Here is a 20,651-nt window from a genome sequence, read left to right on the forward strand (position 1 = left end):
CCCTTCCCCGGCCGCCGCGCACGGCGTGCCCGGGAACGCCGCGGCCCCCGGCTGCTCGTCGAACAGGACGAGCGGCCGGGGGCCGCGGGGAGTGGCGCCGCCCGGGGCGGCGGTCCTCCTAGTACCAGCTGTGGGCCTGCCAGAACGACCAGGCACCGCAGGGGCTGCCGTAGCGGCTGTTCATGTAGCTGAGGCCCCACTTGATCTGGGTGGCCGGGTTGGTGCGCCAGTCGGCACCGGCCGAGGCCATCTTGGAGCCGGGCAGCGCCTGGACCAGACCGTAGGCGCCGGAGCTGCTGTTGGTCGCGGTGTAGTCCCAGCCGCTCTCGCGCTTCACGATCTGGCTGAAGCACTGGAACTGGGCGTCGTTGCCGACGATCTGCCGGGCCGTGTCCTGGACGGAACCGGGGCTGACCGAGACGGGGGGCGCGCTGTTGTCCACCGCGGACATCGCCGACCGCGCCTTGGAGCGGTTGGCGGCGGCGTCGGCGGCGGCACGCTGGTCGGCGGCGGCCTTGGCGGCCTTGTCCGCGTCGGCCTTGGCCTGGGCGTCGGCCTTCGCCTGGGCGTCCGCGGCGGCCTTCTGGCGCGCGGCCTCCTCGGCGGCCTTCTGCTCGGCGGCAGCCTTGGCGGCGGCGTCGGCGGAGGCCTGCTGGGCGGTCGCCTGCTGGCCGATGTTGTCACTTGCGGCCTGTGCCTGGGAGCCAGAGGGGACTTCGGCGAGCAGGGTCGCGCCGGCGACGTCGACCGTCTGCGCAGCCTTGACCTCGCTGCCCGAGGCCATACCCACGACGGCACCGACAGCGGTGACCGCGGTGGCAGAGGCCACAGCAACTCCCCGGACCGAGATCCGAGTCACATGGATTCCTTCCAGCATCGCCCACGCGTGACCGTGCGGACGCAACATGCCCCTTGGCACGGACCTCCGCAGGTGCTCTGGTCACGGGAGGTACTGGCCCGGCGTCCGGTCGGAATGAGGCGACCGGGCGTTGGAATCGGGCGGCGTACGGCTCAACGGTCTTCAATTGTGTGTCCACCGACCGGAGTTGGCGGACCTTCCCGGGCCGAGCCTCCAACGAGCGGAAGCCCTGCCGCGCCGTACGCGGGGCCTGACAGAACCCACACCATGCCGCACCGGGCACTGTCGACGCAATTCCCGCCTGCGTGGCGCATGTCACATTCACCGTAGGGAAGTTCTTCGGACAGAAAGCACTCGATGTGATGAAAGGGGCGGGGCCCGCTCCGTCAGGAGCGGACCCCGCGCCACAAGTTGAACCTATTGTCCGACTATGTCCCGCTCAGGGGTGGTTCACGGGTTGATGTCCTCCAGCATCTCCGTGACCAGTGCCGCGATCGGCGACCGCTCCGAGCGGGTGAGCGTGATGTGCGCGAAGAGCGGATGCCCCTTCAACTTCTCCACCACCGCGACCACGCCGTCGTACCGGCCGACCCGGAGGTTGTCCCGCTGCGCCACGTCGTGGGTGAGCACCACCCGCGAACCCTGGCCGATCCGGGACAGCACCGTCAGCAGGACGTTCCGCTCCAGCGACTGGGCCTCGTCCACGATCACGAAGGCGTCGTGCAGCGAACGCCCCCGGATGTGGGTCAGCGGCAGCACCTCCAGCATCCCGCGGCCGATGACCTCCTCGATCACGTCGGGGGTGGTGACCGCCGAGAGGGTGTCGAAGACCGCCTGGGCCCAGGGGCCCATCTTCTCCGCCTCGCTGCCGGGCAGGTAGCCGAGCTCCTGGCCGCCGACCGCGTACAACGGCCGGAAGACCATCACCTTGCGGTGCTGCCTCCGCTCCAGCACCGCCTCCAGCCCGGCGCACAGCGCCAGCGCCGACTTGCCCGTCCCGGCCCGGCCGCCCATCGACACGATGCCGATGTCCGGATCGAGCAGCAGGTCCAGCGCCACCCGCTGTTCGGCGCTGCGCCCGCGCAGCCCGAACGCCTCGCGCTCGCCGCGCACCAGCCGGACCCGCCCGTCCCCGGTGACCCGGCCGAGTGCCCGGCCGCGCTCCGAGGTGAGCACCAGCCCGGTGTGCACCGGGAGCTCCTCGACCCCGTCGATGTCCACCGCGGCGTCGTGGCCGGCCGCGAACAGCGCGTCGACCTGCTCGGCCCCGACGTGCAGCTCGGACATGCCCGTCCAGCCGGAGGTGATCGCGAGCTCGGCCCGGTACTCCTCGGCGAGCAGGCCCACCGAGCTGGCCTTGATCCGCAGCGGGAGGTCCTTGGAGACGACGGTGACGTCGTAGCCCTCGGCCTGGAGGTTGCGGGCGACCGCCAGGATCCGGGTGTCCGCCTCGCCCCCGCCGGCCCGGTAGCCGGCCGGCAGTATCGAGACGTCCGAGTGGTTGAGCTCGACCCGGATCGTCCCGCCCAGTTCGCCCACCGGGATCGGCTCGTCGAGCCGGCCGTGGCGGATGCGGTAGTCGTCGAGCAGGCGCAGCGCCTGGCGGGCGAAGTAGCCCAGCTCGGGGTGGTGGCGCTTGGCCTCCAGCTCGGTGACGACCACCACCGGGAGGACGACCTCGTGCTCCTCGAAGCGGGTCATGGCGAGCGGGTCCGCCAGGAGCACGCTGGTGTCGAGAACGTACGTGCGCCGGTCTGGTGTCCGGCGGCTCTTCGAACTGACCACTAGGCCTCCAGAGCGGATGACCCTGCGTCATCCGCGGCAAGCCGGCCCCCGCTGCCCCGGTGGCCTCGGGACCGGACTGACTGGAGTATTCCCAGGCGGGGGGCGGTGCATTCGCGCCCCCGGCGAACTGACGGATCATTGCCGGTGAACGTTTGGCCTCGCGCGCGGCCCGGGTAGGCCAGGCCTACGGCGGTCATTTCGCCCGGAGGCGCGGCCGAGGGGCCCTGATCAGAGGCCGAGCCGCCGGTTCCGCTGCTCGAAGGCGCGCAGCGCGCGCAGGAAGTCGACCTTGCGGAAGGCCGGCCAGTACGCCTCGCAGAAGTAGAACTCGCTGTGGGCGCTCTGCCAGAGCAGGAATCCGGACAGCCGCTGCTCGCCCGAGGTGCGGATGATCAGGTCCGGGTCGGGCTGGTTGGCGGTGTAGAGGTGCTCGGAGATGTGCTCGACGGTCAGGATCTCGGCGAGTTCCTCGATCGGGGTGCCGCGCCCGGCGTGCTCCTGGAGCAGCGAGCGGACGGCGTCGGCGATCTCGTGCCGGCCGCCGTAGCCGACCGCGACGTTGACGGTGATGCCGTCGATCCCGGCGGTCTCCTCGGCGGCGCGCTTGAGCACGTCGGCGGTGTGCTGGGGGAGCAGGTCCAGCGCGCCGACCGGGTTGACCCGCCAGCGGCGGGCGGCGGCCAGGCCGGTGACGGCGTCCTCGATGATGCCGAGCAGCGGGACCAGCTCGTCGGCGGGGCGGTCCAGGTTGTCGGTGGAGAGCATCCACAGGGTGACGACCTTGACGTGGGTCTCGTCGCACCAGCCGAGGAACTCACTGATCTTGTCGGCGCCGCGCTGGTGGCCGTACGCGGTGGAGCCGCCGGCGGCCTTGGCCCAGCGGCGGTTGCCGTCCAGGATCACGCCGATGTGGTGCGGGGTGCGCGCGAGGTGGACCTCGACCCGTCGGCCGTAGAGCCCGTACATCCCGCCCAGCAGGGTGCGCAGCCCCGGCGTCCGTTCGGCGACATCGCGCAGACCCATGGTTTCCCGGCCCCTCCGTACTCGTTCAGGCAGGTGCGTCACCGCCCCGGCGCAGCCTACTCCCGCGCGCAGGCACGCGGTAAAGCCGCAGGTAGCGGTCTGGTCACGGTCCTGTACGAAGTCTGTCGCGACGGGTGTGTCAGGGCCTGCGGGGCGGTGTGCCCGGGGTGGACACGGAACGGTCTCCGATTCCTTAAGGGAGCCGTAAGCCGGTTGTCACGTCCTTGACGACCGGCAATGGTCTAGTCCAGCTTTTGACCCGAGGCGGAACGAAACAATCCCGCCCCCGGAGTCACCCGCGGACCTCCCCTCCCCCACACGCGGCCGCCGCGCCCCCCACCGCGGCGGCCGCTCCTCCCCCAGGAGCGTCACCCCATGGCCCGTACCCCGCAGCAGCCCGCGCACCGGCGCCGGCGCAGCCCCCTGCCGGCCCTCGCGGCCGGCGCCACCGCCCTCGCCCTGGCCGGCGGCGGCCTCGCCCTCTTCGCCGGCGGCGCCAGCGCGGCGGACGGCAACCTGGTCACCAACGGCGGCTTCGAGAGCGGACTGTCCGGCTGGTCCTGCACCGGCGGCGCGGCCGCGGTGTCCGCGCCGGTCCACTCCGGTACCGGTGCGCTGCAGGCCGCCCCGGGCGCGGGCGACACCGCGGAGTGCACCCAGACCATCAGCGTGCTGCCCAACACCAGCTACACCCTGAGCGCCTGGGTGCAGGGCCCGTACGTCTACCTCGGTGCGCGCGGCACCGGCGGGACGGACCCGTCCACCTGGTCGAACCAGACCAGCTGGAACCAGCTGACCAGCACCTTCACCACCGGGGCGAACGCCACCAGCGTCACCGTCTACCTGCACGGCTGGTACGGGCAGAGCGCCTACCTCGCCGACGACGTCGCGCTGGTCGGCCCGGGCGGCACCTCCACGCCGTCCCCGACGGCCACCCCGACGCCGACCCCGACGCCGACGGCCACCGCCACCCCGACCGCCACGGCGACCCCGACCCCGACCGCGACGCCGACCCAGACCCCCACCACGACGCCCACCCCCACGGCCACGCCGACCCCGACCCCGACCCCGACCCCGACCGGCACCACCCCGCCGGCCACCGGCCTGCCGGCCCACGCGGTCACCGGCTACTGGCAGAACTTCGACAACGGCTCGACCCCGCAGCGCCTGGGCGACGTGCAGAGCGCGTACGACATCATCGCGGTCTCCTTCGCCGACGCCGTGCCGACCCGGACCGGCGCGATCAGCTTCACCCTGGACCCGGCCCTGTCCAAGGCGCTCGGCGGCTACACCGACGCCCAGTTCCGCGCCGACATCAAGGCCAAGCAGGCGGCCGGCAAGAAGGTCGTCCTCTCCATCGGCGGCCAGAACGGCGCGATCACCGTCGGCGACGCCACCGCCGGGGCGAACTTCGCCGACAGCGCCTACGCGATCATCAAGGACTACGGCTTCGACGGCGTCGACGTCGACCTGGAGAACGGCGTCCAGGCCGGCCCGCTCGGCGCCGCGCTGCACTCCCTGCAGGCCAAGGTCGGCCCCGGCTTCGTGCTGACCATGGCCCCCGAGACCATCGGGATGTACAGCACCGCCGGCGCCTACTTCCAGCTGGCGCTGGCCACCAAGGACATCCTGACCGTCGTCAACACCCAGTTCTACAACTCGGGCGGCATGAACGGCTGCGACGGCAAGGTCTACAACCAGGGCACGATCGACTTCATCACCTCGCAGGTCTGCACCCACATCCAGGGCGGCCTGCGGCCCGACCAGGTCGGCATCGGCGTCCCGGCCTCCGGCAAGGCGGCCGGCGGCGGCTACGTCGACCCGTCGGTGGTGAACAACGCGCTCAACTGCCTGGCCACCGGCAACAACTGCGGCAGCTTCGTGCCGCCGGCCAAGTGGCCCACCATCCGGGGCGCGATGACCTGGTCCACCAACTGGGACGCCAACAACGGCAACGCCTTCTCCAACACGGTCGGCCCGTTCGTCCACAAGATGCCCTGAGGCACTCGGCCCGACTCCCCACGGCGCGCCACTCCTTGAGGGTGGGGCCGGCGCGCCGACGGCGGGGCCCGTCGTACCGGTCCGGTACGGCGGGCCCTTCCGCTACCGCGCGAGCACCGCGGTGAGCGCGCCCAGCAGCAGGAAGGGGCCGACCGGGACCTCCAGCCCGCGCCACGGGCGACGGCGGACCAGCAGGGCGGCGACCCGCAGGGTGCCCCACAGGCCGGCGAGCACCACCGCGGCGGCCAGCCCGCCGATCGCGACCCACCAGCCGTACCAGCCCAGCAGCCCGCCCAGGGCGAGCCCGAGCGGCGAGTCACCGGGGCCCAACGCGCCGATCTGGACGGCCACTTCGAGCAGCGCGCCGACCGCCAGCGCGACCAGCAGGCAGCGCAGCAGCACCCCCGGGCGCCCCTCGGCCAGGGCCGCCACCGCCAGCAGCACGGCCACCCCGGCCAGCAGCGGCCCGGTCAGCCGGTACGGCAGCCGGCGCACCCGGGCGTCGGTGAAGCCGAGCGCCACCCCGAGCGCGCCCGCCCAGGCGAGCGCCGCCGCCTGCGGGCCGTCCGCCGCGCAGGCGACCGCGACCGCGACCGCCGCGGCGACCGCCTCCACCGCCCCCGGGCCGGCCCCCAGCCGCTCCCGGCAGCCCGGGCAGCGACCGGTCGGCGGCAGCAGCCGCCCCACCGGGCGCCCGCACAACGGGCAGGCCTCGCACCAGGGTTCACCCTCGGGCACGGCGAACCGGGCGACCAGCGCGCGCAGCGCGGGAGCCACCAGGAGAGCGGCCAGCACCGCTCCGGCCACGACCGTCACCACCGGCACTCCCCGCTTCCCCGTCGACTTCTCCCGGTCGGCCCCTCCCCGACGGCTTCTCCCCGCCGGCCGACCGACCGGCCCCATCTTCCCGCCCGGGACAGACGGCCGGTGTGCCGTCCGTCTCGTTCCGGCGAAGAATCCACCGCAGAGATCGACGGCGTTCCTCGCATACACGAGCATTACGGACATTCGGGCAGCGGTTTGGAAGGCCGTTCGACACCCCCGCCTGGCGATCCAAGGAAGCCCTTCCGAGCCCGGCGAGCCGTCTCCCCGGACACCCGGCGCCGGGCCCCGGCGTGCCCCTAAAGTAGGCAGGCATGCAGGTCATCCAGTCCAGCAAGCTCGCCAACGTCTGCTACGACATCCGCGGCCCGGTGCTCGACGAGGCGATGCGGCTGGAGGAACAGGGCCACCGCATCCTCAAGCTCAACACCGGCAACCCGGCCACCTTCGGTTTCGAGGCGCCCCCGGAGATCCTCCAGGACATCCTGCGCAACCTCGCGAACGCGCACGGGTACGGCGACTCCAAGGGCCTGCTCTCGGCCCGCCGCGCCGTGGTGATGCACTACGAGGACCGCGGCCTGCACGGCCTCTCGGTCGACGACGTCTTCCTCGGCAACGGCGTCTCCGAGCTGATCCAGCTCGCCATGACCGCGCTGCTGGACGACGGCGACGAGGTGCTCGTCCCCGCGCCGGACTACCCGCTGTGGACGGCCTCGGTCTCGCTGGCCGGCGGCACCGCGGTGCACTACCGCTGCGACGAGCAGTCCGAGTGGTACCCGGACCTCGCCGACATCGAGGCCAAGGTCACCGACCGGACCAGGGCCATCGTGGTGATCAACCCGAACAACCCGACCGGCGCGGTCTACCCGCGCGAGGTGCTGGAGGGCATCGCCGAGATCGCCCGCCGGCACCAGCTGGTGGTCTACGCGGACGAGATCTACGACAAGATCCTCTACGACGACGCCGAGCACGTCCCGCTGGCCACCCTGGCCCCGGACCTCTTCTGCGTCACCTTCAACGGACTGTCCAAGGCCTACCGGGTCGCGGGCTTCCGCTCCGGCTGGATGGTGCTCTCCGGCGACCGGCAGCGCGCCCGCAGCTACATCGAGGGCCTGACCGTGCTCGCCTCGATGCGGCTGTGCGCCAACATGCCGGCCCAGCACGCGGTGGCCGCCGCGCTCGGCGGACGGCAGTCGATCAAGGACCTGCTGCTGCCCGGCGGCCGGCTGCTCGCCTCCCGCGACGCCGCGTACGAGCTGCTCAACCAGATCCCGGGCGTGAGCTGCGTCAAGCCGAAGGGCGCGCTGTACGCCTTCCCCCGGCTGGACCCGAAGGTCTACAAGATCAAGGACGACGCCCAGATGGTGCTCGACCTGCTGCGCTCCCAGCGGATCCTGCTGGTCCAGGGCACCGGCTTCAACTGGCCCGAGCCGGACCACTTCCGGCTGGTCACGCTGCCGCGGCCGGAGGAGATCACCGACGCGGTGACCAGGATCGGCGACTTCCTCAGCGGCTACACCCAGCCCTGACCCGCCGTGACCCGCCCTACCGGCGGGGAAACGCGCGTGGGGAGCACGCGCGGGAAAACACTACGGCCGGAGTCCCGGGCCCGGGTGGTCTCCTTGGTCGGGGAAAGACCACCCGGCGGAACTCCGGCCGTCCTGCCACTCGGTCGGCGCGCGGTTCGTGCCGCGCGCCGACCTCTCGCTCGGCTGAGGCTCAGGCTCAGCCGAGGCGCGCGACCAGGCTCCGGTACTCGTCCCACAGCTCCTTCGGGGTGTGGTCGCCGAACAGCTCCAGGTGGGCCGGCACCAGCGCGGCCTCCTGGCGCCAGATGTCGGCGTCCACGGTGAAGAGCAGGTCGAGGTCCTCCTCGGACAGCTTGAGGTCGCCCAGGTCGAAGCCCTCGACCTTCGGCAGCACGCCGATCGGGGTCTCGACGCCGTCGGCGGTGCCCTCCAGGCGCTCGACGATCCACTTGAGCACGCGGCTGTTCTCGCCGTAGCCGGGCCAGACGAACTTGCCCTCGGTGTTCTTGCGGAACCAGTTGACGTAGTAGATCTTCGGCAGCTTGGCGGCGTCCGCCTGGGCGCCGACCTCCAGCCAGTGGGCGAAGTAGTCGCCCATGTTGTAGCCGCAGAACGGCAGCATCGCGAACGGGTCGCGGCGCAGCTCGCCGACGGTGCCCTCGGCGGCGGCGGTCTTCTCGGAGGCGATGTTGGCGCCCAGGAAGACGCCGTGCTGCCAGTCGAAGGACTCGGTGACCAGCGGGACGGCGGTGGCCCGGCGGCCGCCGAACAGGATCGCCGAGATCGGCACGCCCGCCTGGTCCTCCCACTCGGGGGCGATGGTCGGGCACTGCGCGGCCGGGACGGCGAAGCGGGCGTTCGGGTGGGCGGCGGGGGTGCCGGACTCGGGGGTCCAGTCGTTGCCGCGCCAGTCGGTGAGGTGTGCCGGGGGCTCCTCGGTGAGGCCCTCCCACCACACGTCGCCGTCGTCGGTGAGGGCGACGTTGGTGAAGACGGTGTTGCCCCAGAGGGTGTCGATGGCGTTGGCGTTGGTGTCCACGCCGGTGCCGGGGGCGACGCCGAAGAAGCCGGCCTCGGGGTTGATGGCGTACAGGCGGCCGTCGGCGCCGAAGCGCATCCAGGCGATGTCGTCGCCGATGGTCTCGACCTTCCAGCCCGGGATGGTCGGCTGGAGCATGGCCAGGTTGGTCTTGCCGCAGGCCGACGGGAAGGCGGCCGCGACGTACTTGACCTCACCGGACGGCGGGGTGAGCTTGAGGATGAGCATGTGCTCGGCCAGCCAGCCCTCGTCACGGGCCATGGTCGAGGCGATGCGCAGCGCGTAGCACTTCTTGCCGAGCAGGGCGTTGCCGCCGTAGCCGGAACCGAAGGACCAGATCTCCCTGGTCTCCGGGAAGTGCGAGATGTACTTGGTGCTGTTGCACGGCCACGGCACGTCCGCCTCGCCCTCGGCGAGCGGGGCGCCGACGGTGTGCACGGCCTTGACGAAGTCCCCGTCCTCGCCGAGCTGCTCCAGCACGGCCTTGCCCATGCGGGTCATCACGCGCATCGACACCGCGACGTAGGCGGAGTCGGTGATCTCGACGCCGTACGCGGCCAGCGGGGAGCCGACCGGGCCCATCGAGAAGGGCACGACGTACATCGTGCGGCCCTTCATCGCGCCGCGGAACAGGCCCTGCTCGCCCTGGAAGACCTCGCGCATCTCGGCGGGGGCCTTCCAGTGGTTGGTCGGTCCGGCGTCCTTCTCCTGCTCGGAACAGATGAAGGTGCGGTCCTCCACGCGCGCGACGTCGGACGGGTCCGAGGCGGCGTAGTAGGAGTTGGGGCGCTTCTCCTCGTTCAGCTTCTTGAAGGTGCCCTGAGCCACCAGCAGGTCCGCGAGGCGCTGGTACTCCTCGTCGGAACCGTCGCACCACTCGATGCGGTCCGGCTGGGTGAGCTCGGCGATCTCGCTCACCCAAGCGAGCAGCTGCTTGTGGCGGGTGGGCGCGGATGCGCTGAGAGCAGAGATCTCGTACGACACGATCGCTCCGTTTCACGCCGTCCCGGCGGGGAGACGGCGTAGCGGGGGTCTGAGGGTGCTTGCAGCGTAGACCCGGCTATTGGCCTCCAACGCGGCACTGCGGCGAAATTGACGCATCTTTTACTACAGTAAGTACGATTACCGGCCAGTAGCCCGTCCCTCACGTCCGAGCCGGAGTGTGCGGCGCCACACTCCGATTGCTCCAAAACGTCCAAGAGTGATGAGCACCACTTCCTTACGCGTCAGTAACCTACGGTGCCGTAGGTAGCAGGTAGCATGCTGCCCATGACTGCTGCTGCGCTCGCGGAGAGCACTGGGGAGGACCCGGCCGAGCGCCGGGAGGACAAGCCGAAGTGGCGCGGCTGGCTGCACGCCGGGATGTTCCCCGCCACCGTCGCCGCCGGGATCGTGCTGATCTGCCTGGCCGACTCCACACCGGCCAAGATCGCCTGCGCGGTCTACTCGGTCAGCGCCTGGCTGCTGTTCGGCGTCAGCGCGGTCTACCACCGCTTCGACTGGGGCCCGCGCGGGGACGCCGTGCTCCGGCGGCTGGACCACGCGAACATCTTCCTGATCATCGCGGGCACCTACACGCCGTTCACGATCCTGCTGCTCAACGGCGCCGACCAGCAGATACTGCTCTGGGTCGCCTGGGGCGGGGCGCTCGCCGGGATCGCCTTCCGGGTGTTCTGGGTCGGCGCGCCGCGCTGGCTGTACACCCCGGTGTACATCGCGCTGGGCTGGGCCGCCGCCTTCTTCCTGCCGGACTTCCTGCGCACCGGCGGGGTCGCCGTCCTGGTGCTGATGATCGTCGGCGGGGTGCTCTACAGCATCGGCGGCGTGGTGTACGGGCTCAAGCGGCCCAACCCCTCACCGCGCTGGTTCGGCTTCCACGAGGTGTTCCACGCCTTCACCCTCGGAGCCTTCATCGTCCAGTACGTCGGCGTCTCACTGGTGGCGTACAGCGCGGCCGGCTGAACCCGGCGCACCCCGACGGGCGGTCGTCCGGTCCGTGGACCGGGTGGCCGCCCGTTCGGCCGTCCAGGGCCGCTCGTACCCGGTGCGGGCCTGCGGGCGGCGCGGGTACGGCGGGTGGTCGGCGGCGCCCGGCTCCGGATCCGGCTCCGGGCCGACCGCGTGCTGCGACCGTGCCCGCTGCGCCTCTTGGACCTGCGGCGTCTCCCGCGCCTGCTGCGCCTGCCGCGTCTGCTGCGCCTGCTGTGCCTGCTGTGCCTGCGACCGTGACCGCCCGGGGCGCACCGCCGCCGCGGACTCCGGCAGCACCGACCCGGCCGCCGCTCCGACCCGGCCGCGCGCCTGCCGCTCGTCCAGCGCCTCCCGGGCCCGGCGGCAGCGCTCGCAGTGCGCGGCGTCCGGGATGCCGCGCCGCGGCCGGTGCCCGGCCCGGGACGGCCGCCGGTGCGTCGCCTGCCAGCGCCGGCCGACGTACACCATGACCAGCAGCGTCTCGATCCCGGCGACCACGAGCACCAGGGGCGCCCCGTTGATCAGGTAGGCCGCGACCACGGCCAGCGCGGAACCCACCACCACGGCCCCGCCCCACACCTGGGCACGCGCCTGCCTGTCGTCACTGTCGGCCACTTCGGCTCCCCTTTCCCGGCGCCGGGCTCGTGGTCGGCTCCTGCCGCCCCACCCCTTCTCCGCTCTCGGCACGCGTCCGGCCAGCACTGACCGATTGCCACATGGTATCTACCGACAGTCACCCGGAGCCGCCCCGGGGCGGCGAACGACAGATCAACGTTGCGTCAATTCCTTGTGCGGAAGCAGCACTTCCAGGACACACCACGGAGAGTGATCAGATCATCGCACCAATTTTGAATTGACGGTCGGCCTCTTTTGATAGTTACTGTCATTTGACAGAAGCTTTCTCGAACCGCAGTCCCTGGAGGTCGCCGTGCCCGCCGATCCGCGCCGCTGGCTCGCCCTGGTCGCCGTCGCCCTGAGCGTCCTGGTGATCAGCTTCGACATGACGATCCTCAACGTCGCCCTGCCCACCCTGGCCTCGCAGTTGCAGGCCACCACCGGGCAGCAGCAGTGGATCGTCGACGCCTACACCGTGGTCTTCGCCGCCGCGATGCTCCCGGCCGGCCTGCTCGGCGACCGCATCGGCCGCCGCCGCACGCTCACCGTCGGCCTCGCCCTGTTCGGACTCGCCTCCGCCGTCGGCATGCTCACCGACTCGCCCGGCACCCTGGTCGCCGCCCGCGCCGCGATGGGCCTGGCCGCCGCCCTGGTCATGCCGATGTCGCTGGCGGTCATCCCCGGGATCTTCCCGGCCGGCGAGCGCCGCCGGGCCACCGCGATCCTCTCCGCCGCGATCGCCGGCGGCGCCCCGCTCGGGCCGCTGATCGGCGGCCTGCTGCTCCAGCACTTCTGGTGGGGCTCGGTCTTCGCCGTCAACGTCCCGCTCACCGTGATCGGCATGGTCGCCTGCCTCCTGCTGCTGCCCGAGACCCGCAACCCCGCCGCACCCCGGATCGACCTGCCCGCGACCGCCCTCGCCGCCACCGGCCTCGGCGCGCTCACCTACGGCATCATCGAGGGCTCCGACCGCGGCTGGGCCGACCTCCTGGTGCTCACCACCCTGGCCGGCTCGGTGGTGCTGCTCACCGCCCTGGTGCTGCGCAGCCGCCGCCGAAGCGATCCGATGCTCGACCTCGCCCTGCTCGCCGACCCGACCTTCCGCTGGTCCTCGGTCGCCGCCACCCTGATCTCGCTCGTCCTGTTCGGCGCCTTCTTCGTCCTGCCGCTCTACTTCCAGAGCGTGCTCGGCACCGACGCCCTCGGCTCCGGACTGCGGCTGATGCCCATGATGCTCGGCCTGCTCGTCGCCGCCCGGCTCAGCGAACGGCTGGTGGCGCGGCTCGGCGCCCGCACCGTGATCACCCTCGGCCTGGCCCTGCTCGCCGCCGCCCTGCTGTTCGGCAGCCGCACCGGCAGCGCCGACGGGTACGGGCGGGCCGCGCCCTGGCTCACCGTCCTCGGCCTCGGCATGGGCCTGGCCCTGATCACCGCCCAGGGCTCCGCCCTGATCACCCTGCCGCCCGCCCGGGCCGGCGTCGGCTCCGGACTGCTCCAGACCCTGCGGCAGGTCGGCGGCGCGATCGGGATCGCCGTCTTCGGCAGCCTGCTGGCCGGGTCCTACCGGGGCGCGCTGGACACCGGCGGGCTCCCCGCCGAGGCGGCGCGCCGGGCCGGGGCGTCGGTGGTCGCCGCCGACGCCGTCGCCCGGGAGAGCGGGCGGCCGGCACTCGCCGCCGCGGCACACGTGGCGTACGTGCACGGGATGGGGCTGGTCCTGCTGGTCGCCGGGCTGGTCGCGGCGTTCTCGGCGGTCCTGGTCGCGGCCCGGATGCCGGCCGGGGAACCCACCCGGGACACCCCCGCCGACCGGCCCGAACCCGCCACCGCCGGAGATCACCGATAATCGGGGCCATGAAGACCGAGCAGCCGACCGCGGCCCTCCCGGACGCCCCGACCAACCCGGTCCAGGCACTGCTGGAGGCGCCGCTGTCGCTGCGCGAGCGGAAGAAGTTGAAGACCCGGCAGACCGTGCGCCGCGAGGCCTACCGCCTGTTCGCCGAGCAGGGCTACGAGAACACCACGGTCGAGCAGATCGCCGCCGCCGCCGAGGTCTCCCCCTCCACCCTCTTCCGGTACTTCGCCACCAAGGAGGACCTCGTCCTGACCGACGAGTACGACCCGGCGATGATCGCCGCCCTGCTCGCCCGGCCGGCCGACGAACCCTTCCTGCGGTCCTGCCGGGAGGCCCTCATCGGCCTGATCCGCGCCCTGCTCCAGCACGAACGCCAGGAACTGCTGACCCGGATGCGGCTGGTCACCGAGGTCCCCGCGCTGCGCGCCGGACTGTTCCGGACCGGCAACAGCCCGCACGAGCTGTACCTCTCCGTCCTCACCCGGCGGGCGGGCGCCGAGCACCCCACGTACGAGATGCGGGTCACGGCCGCCGCCATCGGCGCCGCCACCGCCGAGGCCGTGCTCCAGTGGGCCGCGCAGGACGGCCGGGAGGACATCGCCGACTTGGTCGACCGCACCTTCGCGCTGCTGGAGAGCGGCTTCGCCGGGGTGTGAGCGCACGGTGACGTGACGGGGCCCGGCTCGGTGGAGAGCCGGGCCCCGTCGCGGTCTCAGCGGTTGCCCCGCCTGCGCCGCAGTACCGCGCCGGCACCCACCAGCGCGGTGGCGCCGAGCGCGGCGGCCGCCGTCACGGCCGGCAGCGCCGAGCCGCCGTCCGCCCCGGCCGGGGCAGCCTCGGCCGCCCCCGCGCCGTTCACCTCGTAGCCGCCGCCCTTGCCCTCCCGGTCGTACGCCGAGCCGGGCAGCTTGTCCCCGTACCGCTGGTGCACCAGCTGCTGGTACCCGGCCAGCGACACCCCGCCCGCGCCCACCGAGCGCCGGGCCTCGTCGTCCAGCGGCAGCACCCGGCCGTCGCGCAGCACGTACCAGGCGTTGACCTGCGGCTCCCGGAAGGCCGTACCGCCGCCGCTGCCGGCCGCCTTCGCCGCGTAGTCGCTCTCGTCACCGCCGGAGGCGATGTTGACGACCCGCCAGGAGTCGCCCTGGCGGACCGTCCAGACCGAGGCGCTCTGCCCGTCCGCCGCGACCACCTTGCTCGCCGTGAACTCGGCCTTCGCCACCGGTGCGCCCGGGGTGCCGGACACGAAACCGGCGTCCAGGGTGTAGACCGGCACGGTGTCCCCGGCCAGGCGGGGCGCCGCGTCGCTCGCCGCCTTCGCCTCCTCGGCGGCACCGATGGTCAGTTGTCGGGTCGGCGGGACGCCCTTGCGGGCGAAGAAGTGGCCCACCTTGTCGAGCACCGCCGGGTCCTGGACGGCGCTGCGGGCCCCGGCCAGGTCGGCGGCGGGCACCGGCACGGGTGCGCCGGGTGCCGGTGCGCCCGCTGCGGGTGCGCCGGGTGCGTCGGCCTGCGCGGCCGGGGCGAGCGCCAGCGCGAGGCCGGCGGCGAGCAGGACGGTGACGGCGGCCCGGCGGGCCGTACTGAGCTCGGTCATGGTCGTCCTCACGCGCCGATCCGGTACAGGGAGTGGGTCCAGGAGAACGTGTTGTTGTTCACGTAGTACGAGTAGTCCGCCCAGTTGTAGCGGTAGTTGGACGGCCACGGGTCGCCCCAGTAGACCCAGTTGTTGCCGGTGTCGTACCCGTACAGGACGTGCATGTGCCCGCCGCCCGAGCTCCACTGGATGCGCGTCTCGATCGGACGGTTGGCGTCCACCTCGGACTGCACGGTGGTGTAGCGCAGGTACCCGGTGACGTACGAACCCGGGTTGATGCCGACCCAGTCCAGCCCGTTCTGCACGTCGGCCAGCGAGGCCTGGCTGTTGGGGCAGCTGGAGTCGACCGAGCGGCCGAACGCGGCGTTGCAGAACTGGTTCTGGCTGTAGTTGTAGCCGAACCAGGTGGCGATGGTGTTCCCGCTCGCCGCCCAGCACCAGTTGGTCTGCTGTTGCTGCTGCATGGTGATGTTGAGCTTCTTGAACGTGCCGGCCAGATCGGCCGTGCTGCCGGGCGCCGCCGCCGGGCGGACCTGGTGCGCGGCCCGGTGGAGGGCGGGGGCGGGGGCGGCCGTGGGGGTGGCCGACGCCGGGGTGCTCACCGCGGCGGTCAGCGCCGGGCCCAGCACGCCCAGGGCCAGCAGCGAGACCGCGCGGCGCAGCCGTATCCGTGGAACTGGCATGGGGGAATGCCTCCTTGCACGAGTGGAGCGAGGTGCTGTGGGGGGCGCGGTCCGGATCGCGCCCCGAGCATCGCGCCGCACTCCGGGCCCGGTCAACGGCCCCGGACCGGCCCCGACCGCGCTGTGAACGGGCCCACGCGGATGTGAACCGCAGCCGGGAAACCCCGGCGCGAGCTGCCCGGACCGGTGACAAACCGCCGCCCGGATGTGAATATTCACGGTCAAAACCCGGAACCCGGTCCGCGCCCGCCAGGAGGCCGCCATCCACCGAAGCGACCCAGCCGACCTCGCCGCCGCCCTGCGCACCGGCCCGTTCCACCTCGCCCTGCGCACCGCCATCGCCACCCGCGGCCTCGCCCTGCACCGCATCCGCCGCCACCTCGCCCTGCGCGGCGTCAACGTCGGCCTCACCAGCCTCAGTTACTGGCAACAGGGGCGCCGCCGGCCCGAACGCCCCGAATCACTACGCGCCGTCGCCGCCCTCGAAGACGTCCTCGACCTCCCCGAGCACTCCCTCACCCGGCTCCTCGGCCCCCGCCGCACCGCCGCGGCCGCCGGACCCCCCGTCCGCCCCTACCGCGACCTGATCTCCCCGCCCACCGCCGTCGACGGCCTGCTCGCCGTCCTCGCCGGCCCCCGCGACACCGGCCTGCACACCATCACCCACATCGAACGCATCCGCGTCGGCCCCGACCGCCAACTCACCCGCCGCGACTCCCAACACGCCCTGCGCGCCCACCGCGACGGCATCGACCGCTACCTCGCCCTCCACCAGGGCGACCCCGGCAGCGACACCGCCCTCGTCGGCGTCCGCGCCGAGGAGAACTGCCGCCCCGGCCGCATCCGCCGCGACCAGACCCACCACCTCCTCGCCGCCGAACTCCTCCTCGACCGCCGCCTGCGCGCCGGCGACACCCACCTCCTCGGCTACGGCTTCGACGACGCCCCCTCCCCCACCCCCAGCTGCGAGTACGTCCGCGGCTTCAACTCCGGCGCCGGCCAGTACGTCCTCCAGATCACCTTCCACCCCGCCGCCCTCCCCGTCCGCTGCCACCGCATCGCCCTCCACTCCCCCGGCGCAGCCCCGTACGAGACGGAGGAGTTGACCCTCGACGGCCACCACTGCGTCCACCTGGTCGCCACGGCGATCCGCCCGTGCATCCTGGGGATCCGCTGGGACTGGGAGTGAGGCGGCGAGGTCAGTGCGACCAGTACGGGTCGTCGACGTCGGGGGCGGGGGACCGGCCGGCCTCTCGCTCGCCGATCGGAGGGGCGCCGTAGTCCTGCTCGGACCGGTAGTACACCCCGAAGGCATCCGCGCTCAGGTCCACCGTCACGGCCGAGTCGGCGGTGACGGTCGTCACCGAGACCGTGACCAGGGTGCTCCCCCGCCCGGGGCAGTGAAGCTGGGTGTACTGCGTCGTCTGACTGCCCGTGGTGGTGTCGGAGCGCCGGCAATCCCCGCCCCAGAACTGCGTCATCCGGTCCAACAACACCGGAACCTTCGCGGGCACCACCTTCGTCCGGACCAACGCCACTTCACGGACGTCGGAGCGCAGGTTCGGCTCGCCGTCGGCGTGCTCCTGACGTCGGTCCACGATGTAGGAACCGCCGGAGTAGGCCAGCGGCGGGCTGATCGCTGCCATGGCCGCCCGCAGGGTCTCGTCGAGTTGCGCCTTCGCCTCACTCGGGCTCAGCAGGCCGGCGCCCCGGTCCATCAGGGCCATCGGGCCGTACCCGTTGTAGAACAGCCCCACCCCGGTGGCCAGGACGACCACCGCCGCCACGGAACAGCCCAGCGTGCGTCGCGGCCGCTTCACCCGCGTTGACCCTGCAGTGTGACGCCCCCGCTACCCGTGACGACGGCCGCGATGTTGTCCAGCGAGGGCCCACCCCGCCCGTTCAGGTACTTGGTGTGCGCATCGACGGGGTTGCCACGGCTCCAGTCGTCGACGGTGAAGCGGTTCGCACCGAAATGCTTGCTGGACGGATCCCTGCCGTACCAGCGCTCGTCCGGGTCGAGGCTGAACTTCGACGGGGCGTGCGTCACGACGTCGTTGGCGGCGGCGCCGACCCAGACGTGACCAGCGGGCATCCTGAGGTCGGCGGCCTTGTCCACACCGACGCCCGGGCTGCCGATGAAGACCACGTCGTCCGGCGGCACGTAGTGCGACCCCGGCTGGGTGGCGAGCCTGGTCGCCTGACCGACCAGGTACGACCCGTAACTGTGCCCGACCGCGGTGACGTGCGGGGGCTGGGTGCCCTCGTGGCTCGCCCGCACTCCGCTCAGGAAGTTCGCGTACGCAGGGGCACCGTCCTTGCCCGCCTTCGTCGACGCGGCTCCGAAGTCCATTCCCGGCGAGTCGTAACCGAGCCAGACCACGGAGGCGACGGAATGGCCGGCCCGGGCCTTGCCGCTCGCGGCGCGGTAGAGGTTGAGACCGTTCTCCGCCTCGTTGGTCCCGTCGTTCTCACCAGGCCCGAGGCTCGCCATGGTGGTGGTGATCCCCGGGACGTAGGCGGAGATGTCGGTGGCGGTGTCGGGGTTCCCGTAGGAGAGGATCGCCCGCCCCTGGCCCTCACTTCCGAGGCCGAGCAAGTAGATCGGCGGCTCCTTCCCCGTGTTCTCCGAAAGGCGCTTGTCGATGGGCCCGTAGAGCGCGAGGAAGTGCTTCTCGCCGGAGTTCAGCTCCCCCGGCTTCTTGTCCCTGATGTCCTTCATCAGATGGTCCAGTTGGTCGCGGTTCACCTGGTCCCGCACCTCCGCCGGAATGCCGTCCAGATTGCCGAGCACCTCCGGGTGGTGGCTGAGGAACCACTGCTGGCCCTGCGGGCCGAGCCCCTTCCACCAGGAGTTGACCTCGGTGGCAGGCGCGCCCTTGAGCGGCATGTTCCGCCGCCACTCCGGGTTGGACGCATCGCCGAACTGTTCCATGTACGCATCGGCGCCGGCCGTCTTCTCGTCCAGGCCCGACTTGTCCTTGGCGTGCCCGGCGAACCTGTTGAGCCCGGCGGTCAGGGCGTCGTCGGCCTCCGCCGCGTCGGCCAGCGCCTTGGCGATCTGCTTGCTGATCCCGTCGGCGGCTGTCTTCTGCTTGGCCTCCCAGTCCGGCGCCTGGTACGGGTTGGTCGACGCGGGCCAGCTCACGGCACCGGTGTCGCTGACCGTGAAGCCCTTCGCCTGCGCATCCGACAGTGCGGTGGTGAGCCTGCCCTGGGCCAGCGTCATGGCATCGGCGCAGTCACGGATCTCCTTGCCGATCAGGCCGAGCTCCGTCACCGCCGCACGCATCTTGCCGGTGAAACCGTCGAGCACCGGCATCGCGGCGTCGGCCGCCGGCCCCGACCACTGGGAGCCGTGGGCCCGGTCGGCGGTGCCGCTCTTCCAGTCCGTGGCGTGTTGCGCCATGGCCTTGCACAAGGTGTCGTACGCCCCTGCGGCCGTGTACAGGTCCGCCGGTCTGGCGTTCCTCAGGCTTGCGATGTCCATCCCCGCACCCCCTGTGTGCCCTGTGTCCCCCACGACACTCACAGCTACCATAGCGTCCGCGACCGACGCGGCTGTCAGGGGGAAACCGCATGGGACAGGACCCGGGATTCACCGTCAAACCAGGCGAGTTGGCCGCTGCCGGGAGCAATGCGCTGACGGTCGCCGGGAAGGTCCCCGAGGAGACGGCGAAGCTCGCGGAGCCGAGCGCCACGGCCGCCGGGAGCCTGGCCGGGTGGCAGAGCGGGGCGGCGCTGACGGGGTGCGGCAGTGCGTGGAAGACCTTGCTGGACGGGCTCGCCACCGACATGAAGACCGCCGGGGGCCATCTGATCACCTGCGCGCACGACTACCGGAACACCGACCACCGGAACGCCGACCATCTGCCGCCACCGGCGGCGGCGTCCCACGACCCCTTCGAGACGAAGGTGGCCGGGGTGGCCGGCGTCCACCTGACCAGGGACGCGTGACGCCTTGCCGCGTTCCGCGCAACTCCGTTACGGCGTCCGGAAGTCCACCACCAGGCAGTCCTCCACCGGCCGGTAGCCGATCTGCTGGTAGATGGAGTTGCTGGTCGGGTTGGCGAGGTCGGTGTAGAGCAGCACCTCCTGCGCCCCCAGGCCGAGCGCGTGGGCGGAGGCCGCCGCGGTGACGGCGCTGGCGTAGCCGCGGCCGCGGCGGTCGGCGGGGGTGTAGACCGGGCCGATGCGGGACATTCCGGCGAGCACGGGGCTGGCGCCGGCCAGGGCGACCGGGGTGCCCGCGTCCTCCCAGAGGTGGAGGCTGCCGGAGGCCAGCTTGTCGTCCACCGCCCGGGCCACGTCGGAGGGGGCGATCTCGACTTCGCGCAGGAACTCCTCGTACCAGCGGATCGCCAGTTCCCGGTCGGGCGGTCCGGCGAGCCGGGGCCGGCCGGCGGGCGGGCGCGGCGGGTCGGTGAGCCGGCCGAGCCGGTAGAGCCGCTCCTCGACCCGGACGGAGTGGTCGATGCCGGTGGCGGCCGTCCAGGCCTCGGCGAAGGCGCGGACCGGCTCGGCCCCGCCGCCGACTCCGGCGACCTCGGTGAACCCGGGGCCGGCCTCGGCCAGGCGGACCGCCAGCTCGGCGGCCAGAGCCGGGGGCATGGCGGAGAGCCGGGGGGCGAACGGCGGGGTCTGCAGGAAGGCGCCCTCGACCGGTCCGCCCGGTCCGGCCCGCCACCAGCCGAAGACCGGCGGCCGCTCCCCGAAGGCGTCGAGGCCGGCTCCGGCGAGCCGGTGGGCGACGGTGAGCAGGACGGTGTTCTCGGCCGGGCGGGTGGCCAGGAAGTCGCCCGCGTGGTGGCGGAAGTCGTCGAGCGAGGTGCTGAGCGTCCAGGTCATGGACCATCTTCACCCCGCTCGACG

At 72.5% G+C, this 20,651-nt stretch carries 18 protein-coding genes; 7 read left to right on the plus strand and 11 right to left on the minus strand.

All coding sequences use genetic code 11. The features are described 5' to 3' along the window. Positions 1 to 118: 118 nt before the first annotated feature. From ACFXPX_RS33900 to ACFXPX_RS33910, 3 genes are all read right to left on the minus strand, one after another. Positions 119 to 859 (minus strand): transglycosylase SLT domain-containing protein, encoded by a 741-nt coding sequence (locus ACFXPX_RS33900; RefSeq protein WP_380529380.1) that lies wholly within the window; start codon positions 857 to 859, stop codon positions 119 to 121. Positions 860 to 1,309: 450 nt separating this feature from the next. Then, complete coding sequence (locus ACFXPX_RS33905) at positions 1,310 to 2,644, minus strand: PhoH family protein (protein ID WP_375884607.1); 1,335 nt, start codon at positions 2,642 to 2,644, stop codon at positions 1,310 to 1,312. A 228-nt stretch (positions 2,645 to 2,872) separates the two neighbouring features. Continuing rightward, entirely contained in the window at positions 2,873 to 3,667 is a 795-nt protein-coding gene (locus ACFXPX_RS33910) for an isoprenyl transferase (RefSeq protein ID WP_375884604.1), read from the minus strand. A 375-nt stretch (positions 3,668 to 4,042) separates the two neighbouring features. On the opposite strand from ACFXPX_RS33910, the gene ACFXPX_RS33915 reads away from it, so the two are divergent. Continuing rightward, on the plus strand, positions 4,043 to 5,668 hold the full coding sequence (locus ACFXPX_RS33915; protein WP_380644356.1) for a chitinase: 1,626 nt from the start codon (positions 4,043 to 4,045) through the stop codon (positions 5,666 to 5,668). A 102-nt stretch (positions 5,669 to 5,770) separates the two neighbouring features. Here the strand turns inward: ACFXPX_RS33915 and ACFXPX_RS33920 are convergent, their stop codons facing one another. Beyond that, on the minus strand, positions 5,771 to 6,487 hold the full coding sequence (locus tag ACFXPX_RS33920) for a prepilin peptidase (RefSeq protein ID WP_375884600.1): 717 nt from the start codon (positions 6,485 to 6,487) through the stop codon (positions 5,771 to 5,773). A gap of 317 nt (positions 6,488 to 6,804) precedes the next feature. Between ACFXPX_RS33920 and ACFXPX_RS33925 the strand changes: the two genes are divergently transcribed. After that, complete coding sequence (locus ACFXPX_RS33925; RefSeq protein WP_375884597.1) at positions 6,805 to 8,019, plus strand: pyridoxal phosphate-dependent aminotransferase; 1,215 nt, start codon at positions 6,805 to 6,807, stop codon at positions 8,017 to 8,019. Positions 8,020 to 8,215: 196 nt separating this feature from the next. Here the strand turns inward: ACFXPX_RS33925 and ACFXPX_RS33930 are convergent, their stop codons facing one another. Next, a complete protein-coding gene (locus ACFXPX_RS33930) occupies positions 8,216 to 10,042 on the minus strand; it encodes a phosphoenolpyruvate carboxykinase (GTP) (protein WP_375884595.1) in 1,827 nt (608 codons plus the stop codon). A gap of 285 nt (positions 10,043 to 10,327) precedes the next feature. Between ACFXPX_RS33930 and ACFXPX_RS33935 the strand changes: the two genes are divergently transcribed. Further along, entirely contained in the window at positions 10,328 to 11,020 is a 693-nt protein-coding gene (locus tag ACFXPX_RS33935) for a hemolysin III family protein (RefSeq protein WP_375884593.1), read from the plus strand. Here ACFXPX_RS33935 and ACFXPX_RS33940 read toward each other — a convergent pair. Then, entirely contained in the window at positions 10,991 to 11,644 is a 654-nt protein-coding gene (locus tag ACFXPX_RS33940) for a hypothetical protein (protein ID WP_380644357.1), read from the minus strand. The genes ACFXPX_RS33935 and ACFXPX_RS33940 overlap by 30 nt on opposite strands. A 313-nt stretch (positions 11,645 to 11,957) precedes the next feature. Between ACFXPX_RS33940 and ACFXPX_RS33945 the strand changes: the two genes are divergently transcribed. Together ACFXPX_RS33945 and ACFXPX_RS33950 are read left to right on the plus strand one after the other, a co-directional pair. Continuing rightward, positions 11,958 to 13,490 (plus strand): MFS transporter, encoded by a 1,533-nt coding sequence (locus tag ACFXPX_RS33945; protein WP_380644358.1) that lies wholly within the window; start codon positions 11,958 to 11,960, stop codon positions 13,488 to 13,490. A gap of 8 nt (positions 13,491 to 13,498) precedes the next feature. Further along, positions 13,499 to 14,155, plus strand: a complete 657-nt coding sequence (locus ACFXPX_RS33950) for a TetR/AcrR family transcriptional regulator (RefSeq protein ID WP_380644359.1) — start codon at positions 13,499 to 13,501, stop codon at positions 14,153 to 14,155. 56 nt (positions 14,156 to 14,211) lie between these two features. Here the strand turns inward: ACFXPX_RS33950 and ACFXPX_RS33955 are convergent, their stop codons facing one another. Both ACFXPX_RS33955 and ACFXPX_RS33960 read right to left on the minus strand, forming a co-directional pair. Next, positions 14,212 to 15,096 carry a hypothetical protein gene (locus ACFXPX_RS33955; RefSeq protein WP_380644360.1) on the minus strand — a complete coding sequence of 295 codons (885 nt, stop codon included), beginning with the start codon at positions 15,094 to 15,096 and terminating at the stop codon, positions 14,212 to 14,214. An 8-nt stretch (positions 15,097 to 15,104) separates the two neighbouring features. Beyond that, positions 15,105 to 15,779, minus strand: coding sequence for a papain-like cysteine protease family protein (locus ACFXPX_RS33960; protein ID WP_380529367.1), 675 nt, complete (start codon positions 15,777 to 15,779; stop codon positions 15,105 to 15,107). 262 nt (positions 15,780 to 16,041) lie between these two features. Between ACFXPX_RS33960 and ACFXPX_RS33965 the strand changes: the two genes are divergently transcribed. After that, entirely contained in the window at positions 16,042 to 16,968 is a 927-nt protein-coding gene (locus tag ACFXPX_RS33965) for a hypothetical protein (protein ID WP_375884874.1), read from the plus strand. Between the two features lie 10 nt (positions 16,969 to 16,978). Here ACFXPX_RS33965 and ACFXPX_RS33970 read toward each other — a convergent pair whose 3' ends face one another. Together ACFXPX_RS33970 and ACFXPX_RS33975 are read right to left on the minus strand one after the other, a co-directional pair. Continuing rightward, entirely contained in the window at positions 16,979 to 17,599 is a 621-nt protein-coding gene (locus ACFXPX_RS33970; RefSeq protein WP_380529365.1) for a hypothetical protein, read from the minus strand. After that, positions 17,596 to 19,269 (minus strand): alpha/beta hydrolase, encoded by a 1,674-nt coding sequence (locus ACFXPX_RS33975; protein ID WP_380644361.1) that lies wholly within the window; start codon positions 19,267 to 19,269, stop codon positions 17,596 to 17,598. Before ACFXPX_RS33975 ends, ACFXPX_RS33970 begins: the two co-directional genes overlap by 4 nt. Positions 19,270 to 19,358: 89 nt before the next feature. Between ACFXPX_RS33975 and ACFXPX_RS33980 the strand changes: the two genes are divergently transcribed. Next, the gene (locus ACFXPX_RS33980) at positions 19,359 to 19,736 is read left to right on the plus strand and encodes a hypothetical protein (RefSeq protein WP_380529361.1); all 378 of its coding nucleotides are present in this window, start codon (positions 19,359 to 19,361) and stop codon (positions 19,734 to 19,736) included. Between the two features lie 27 nt (positions 19,737 to 19,763). Here the strand turns inward: ACFXPX_RS33980 and ACFXPX_RS33985 are convergent, their stop codons facing one another. Continuing rightward, the gene (locus ACFXPX_RS33985) at positions 19,764 to 20,627 is read right to left on the minus strand and encodes a GNAT family N-acetyltransferase (protein ID WP_380589691.1); all 864 of its coding nucleotides are present in this window, start codon (positions 20,625 to 20,627) and stop codon (positions 19,764 to 19,766) included. Between the last annotated feature and the right edge of the window lie 24 nt (positions 20,628 to 20,651).

Source organism: Kitasatospora sp. NPDC059146 (assembly GCF_042786665.1).
In the GTDB taxonomy this organism is placed as follows: domain Bacteria; phylum Actinomycetota; class Actinomycetes; order Streptomycetales; family Streptomycetaceae; genus Kitasatospora.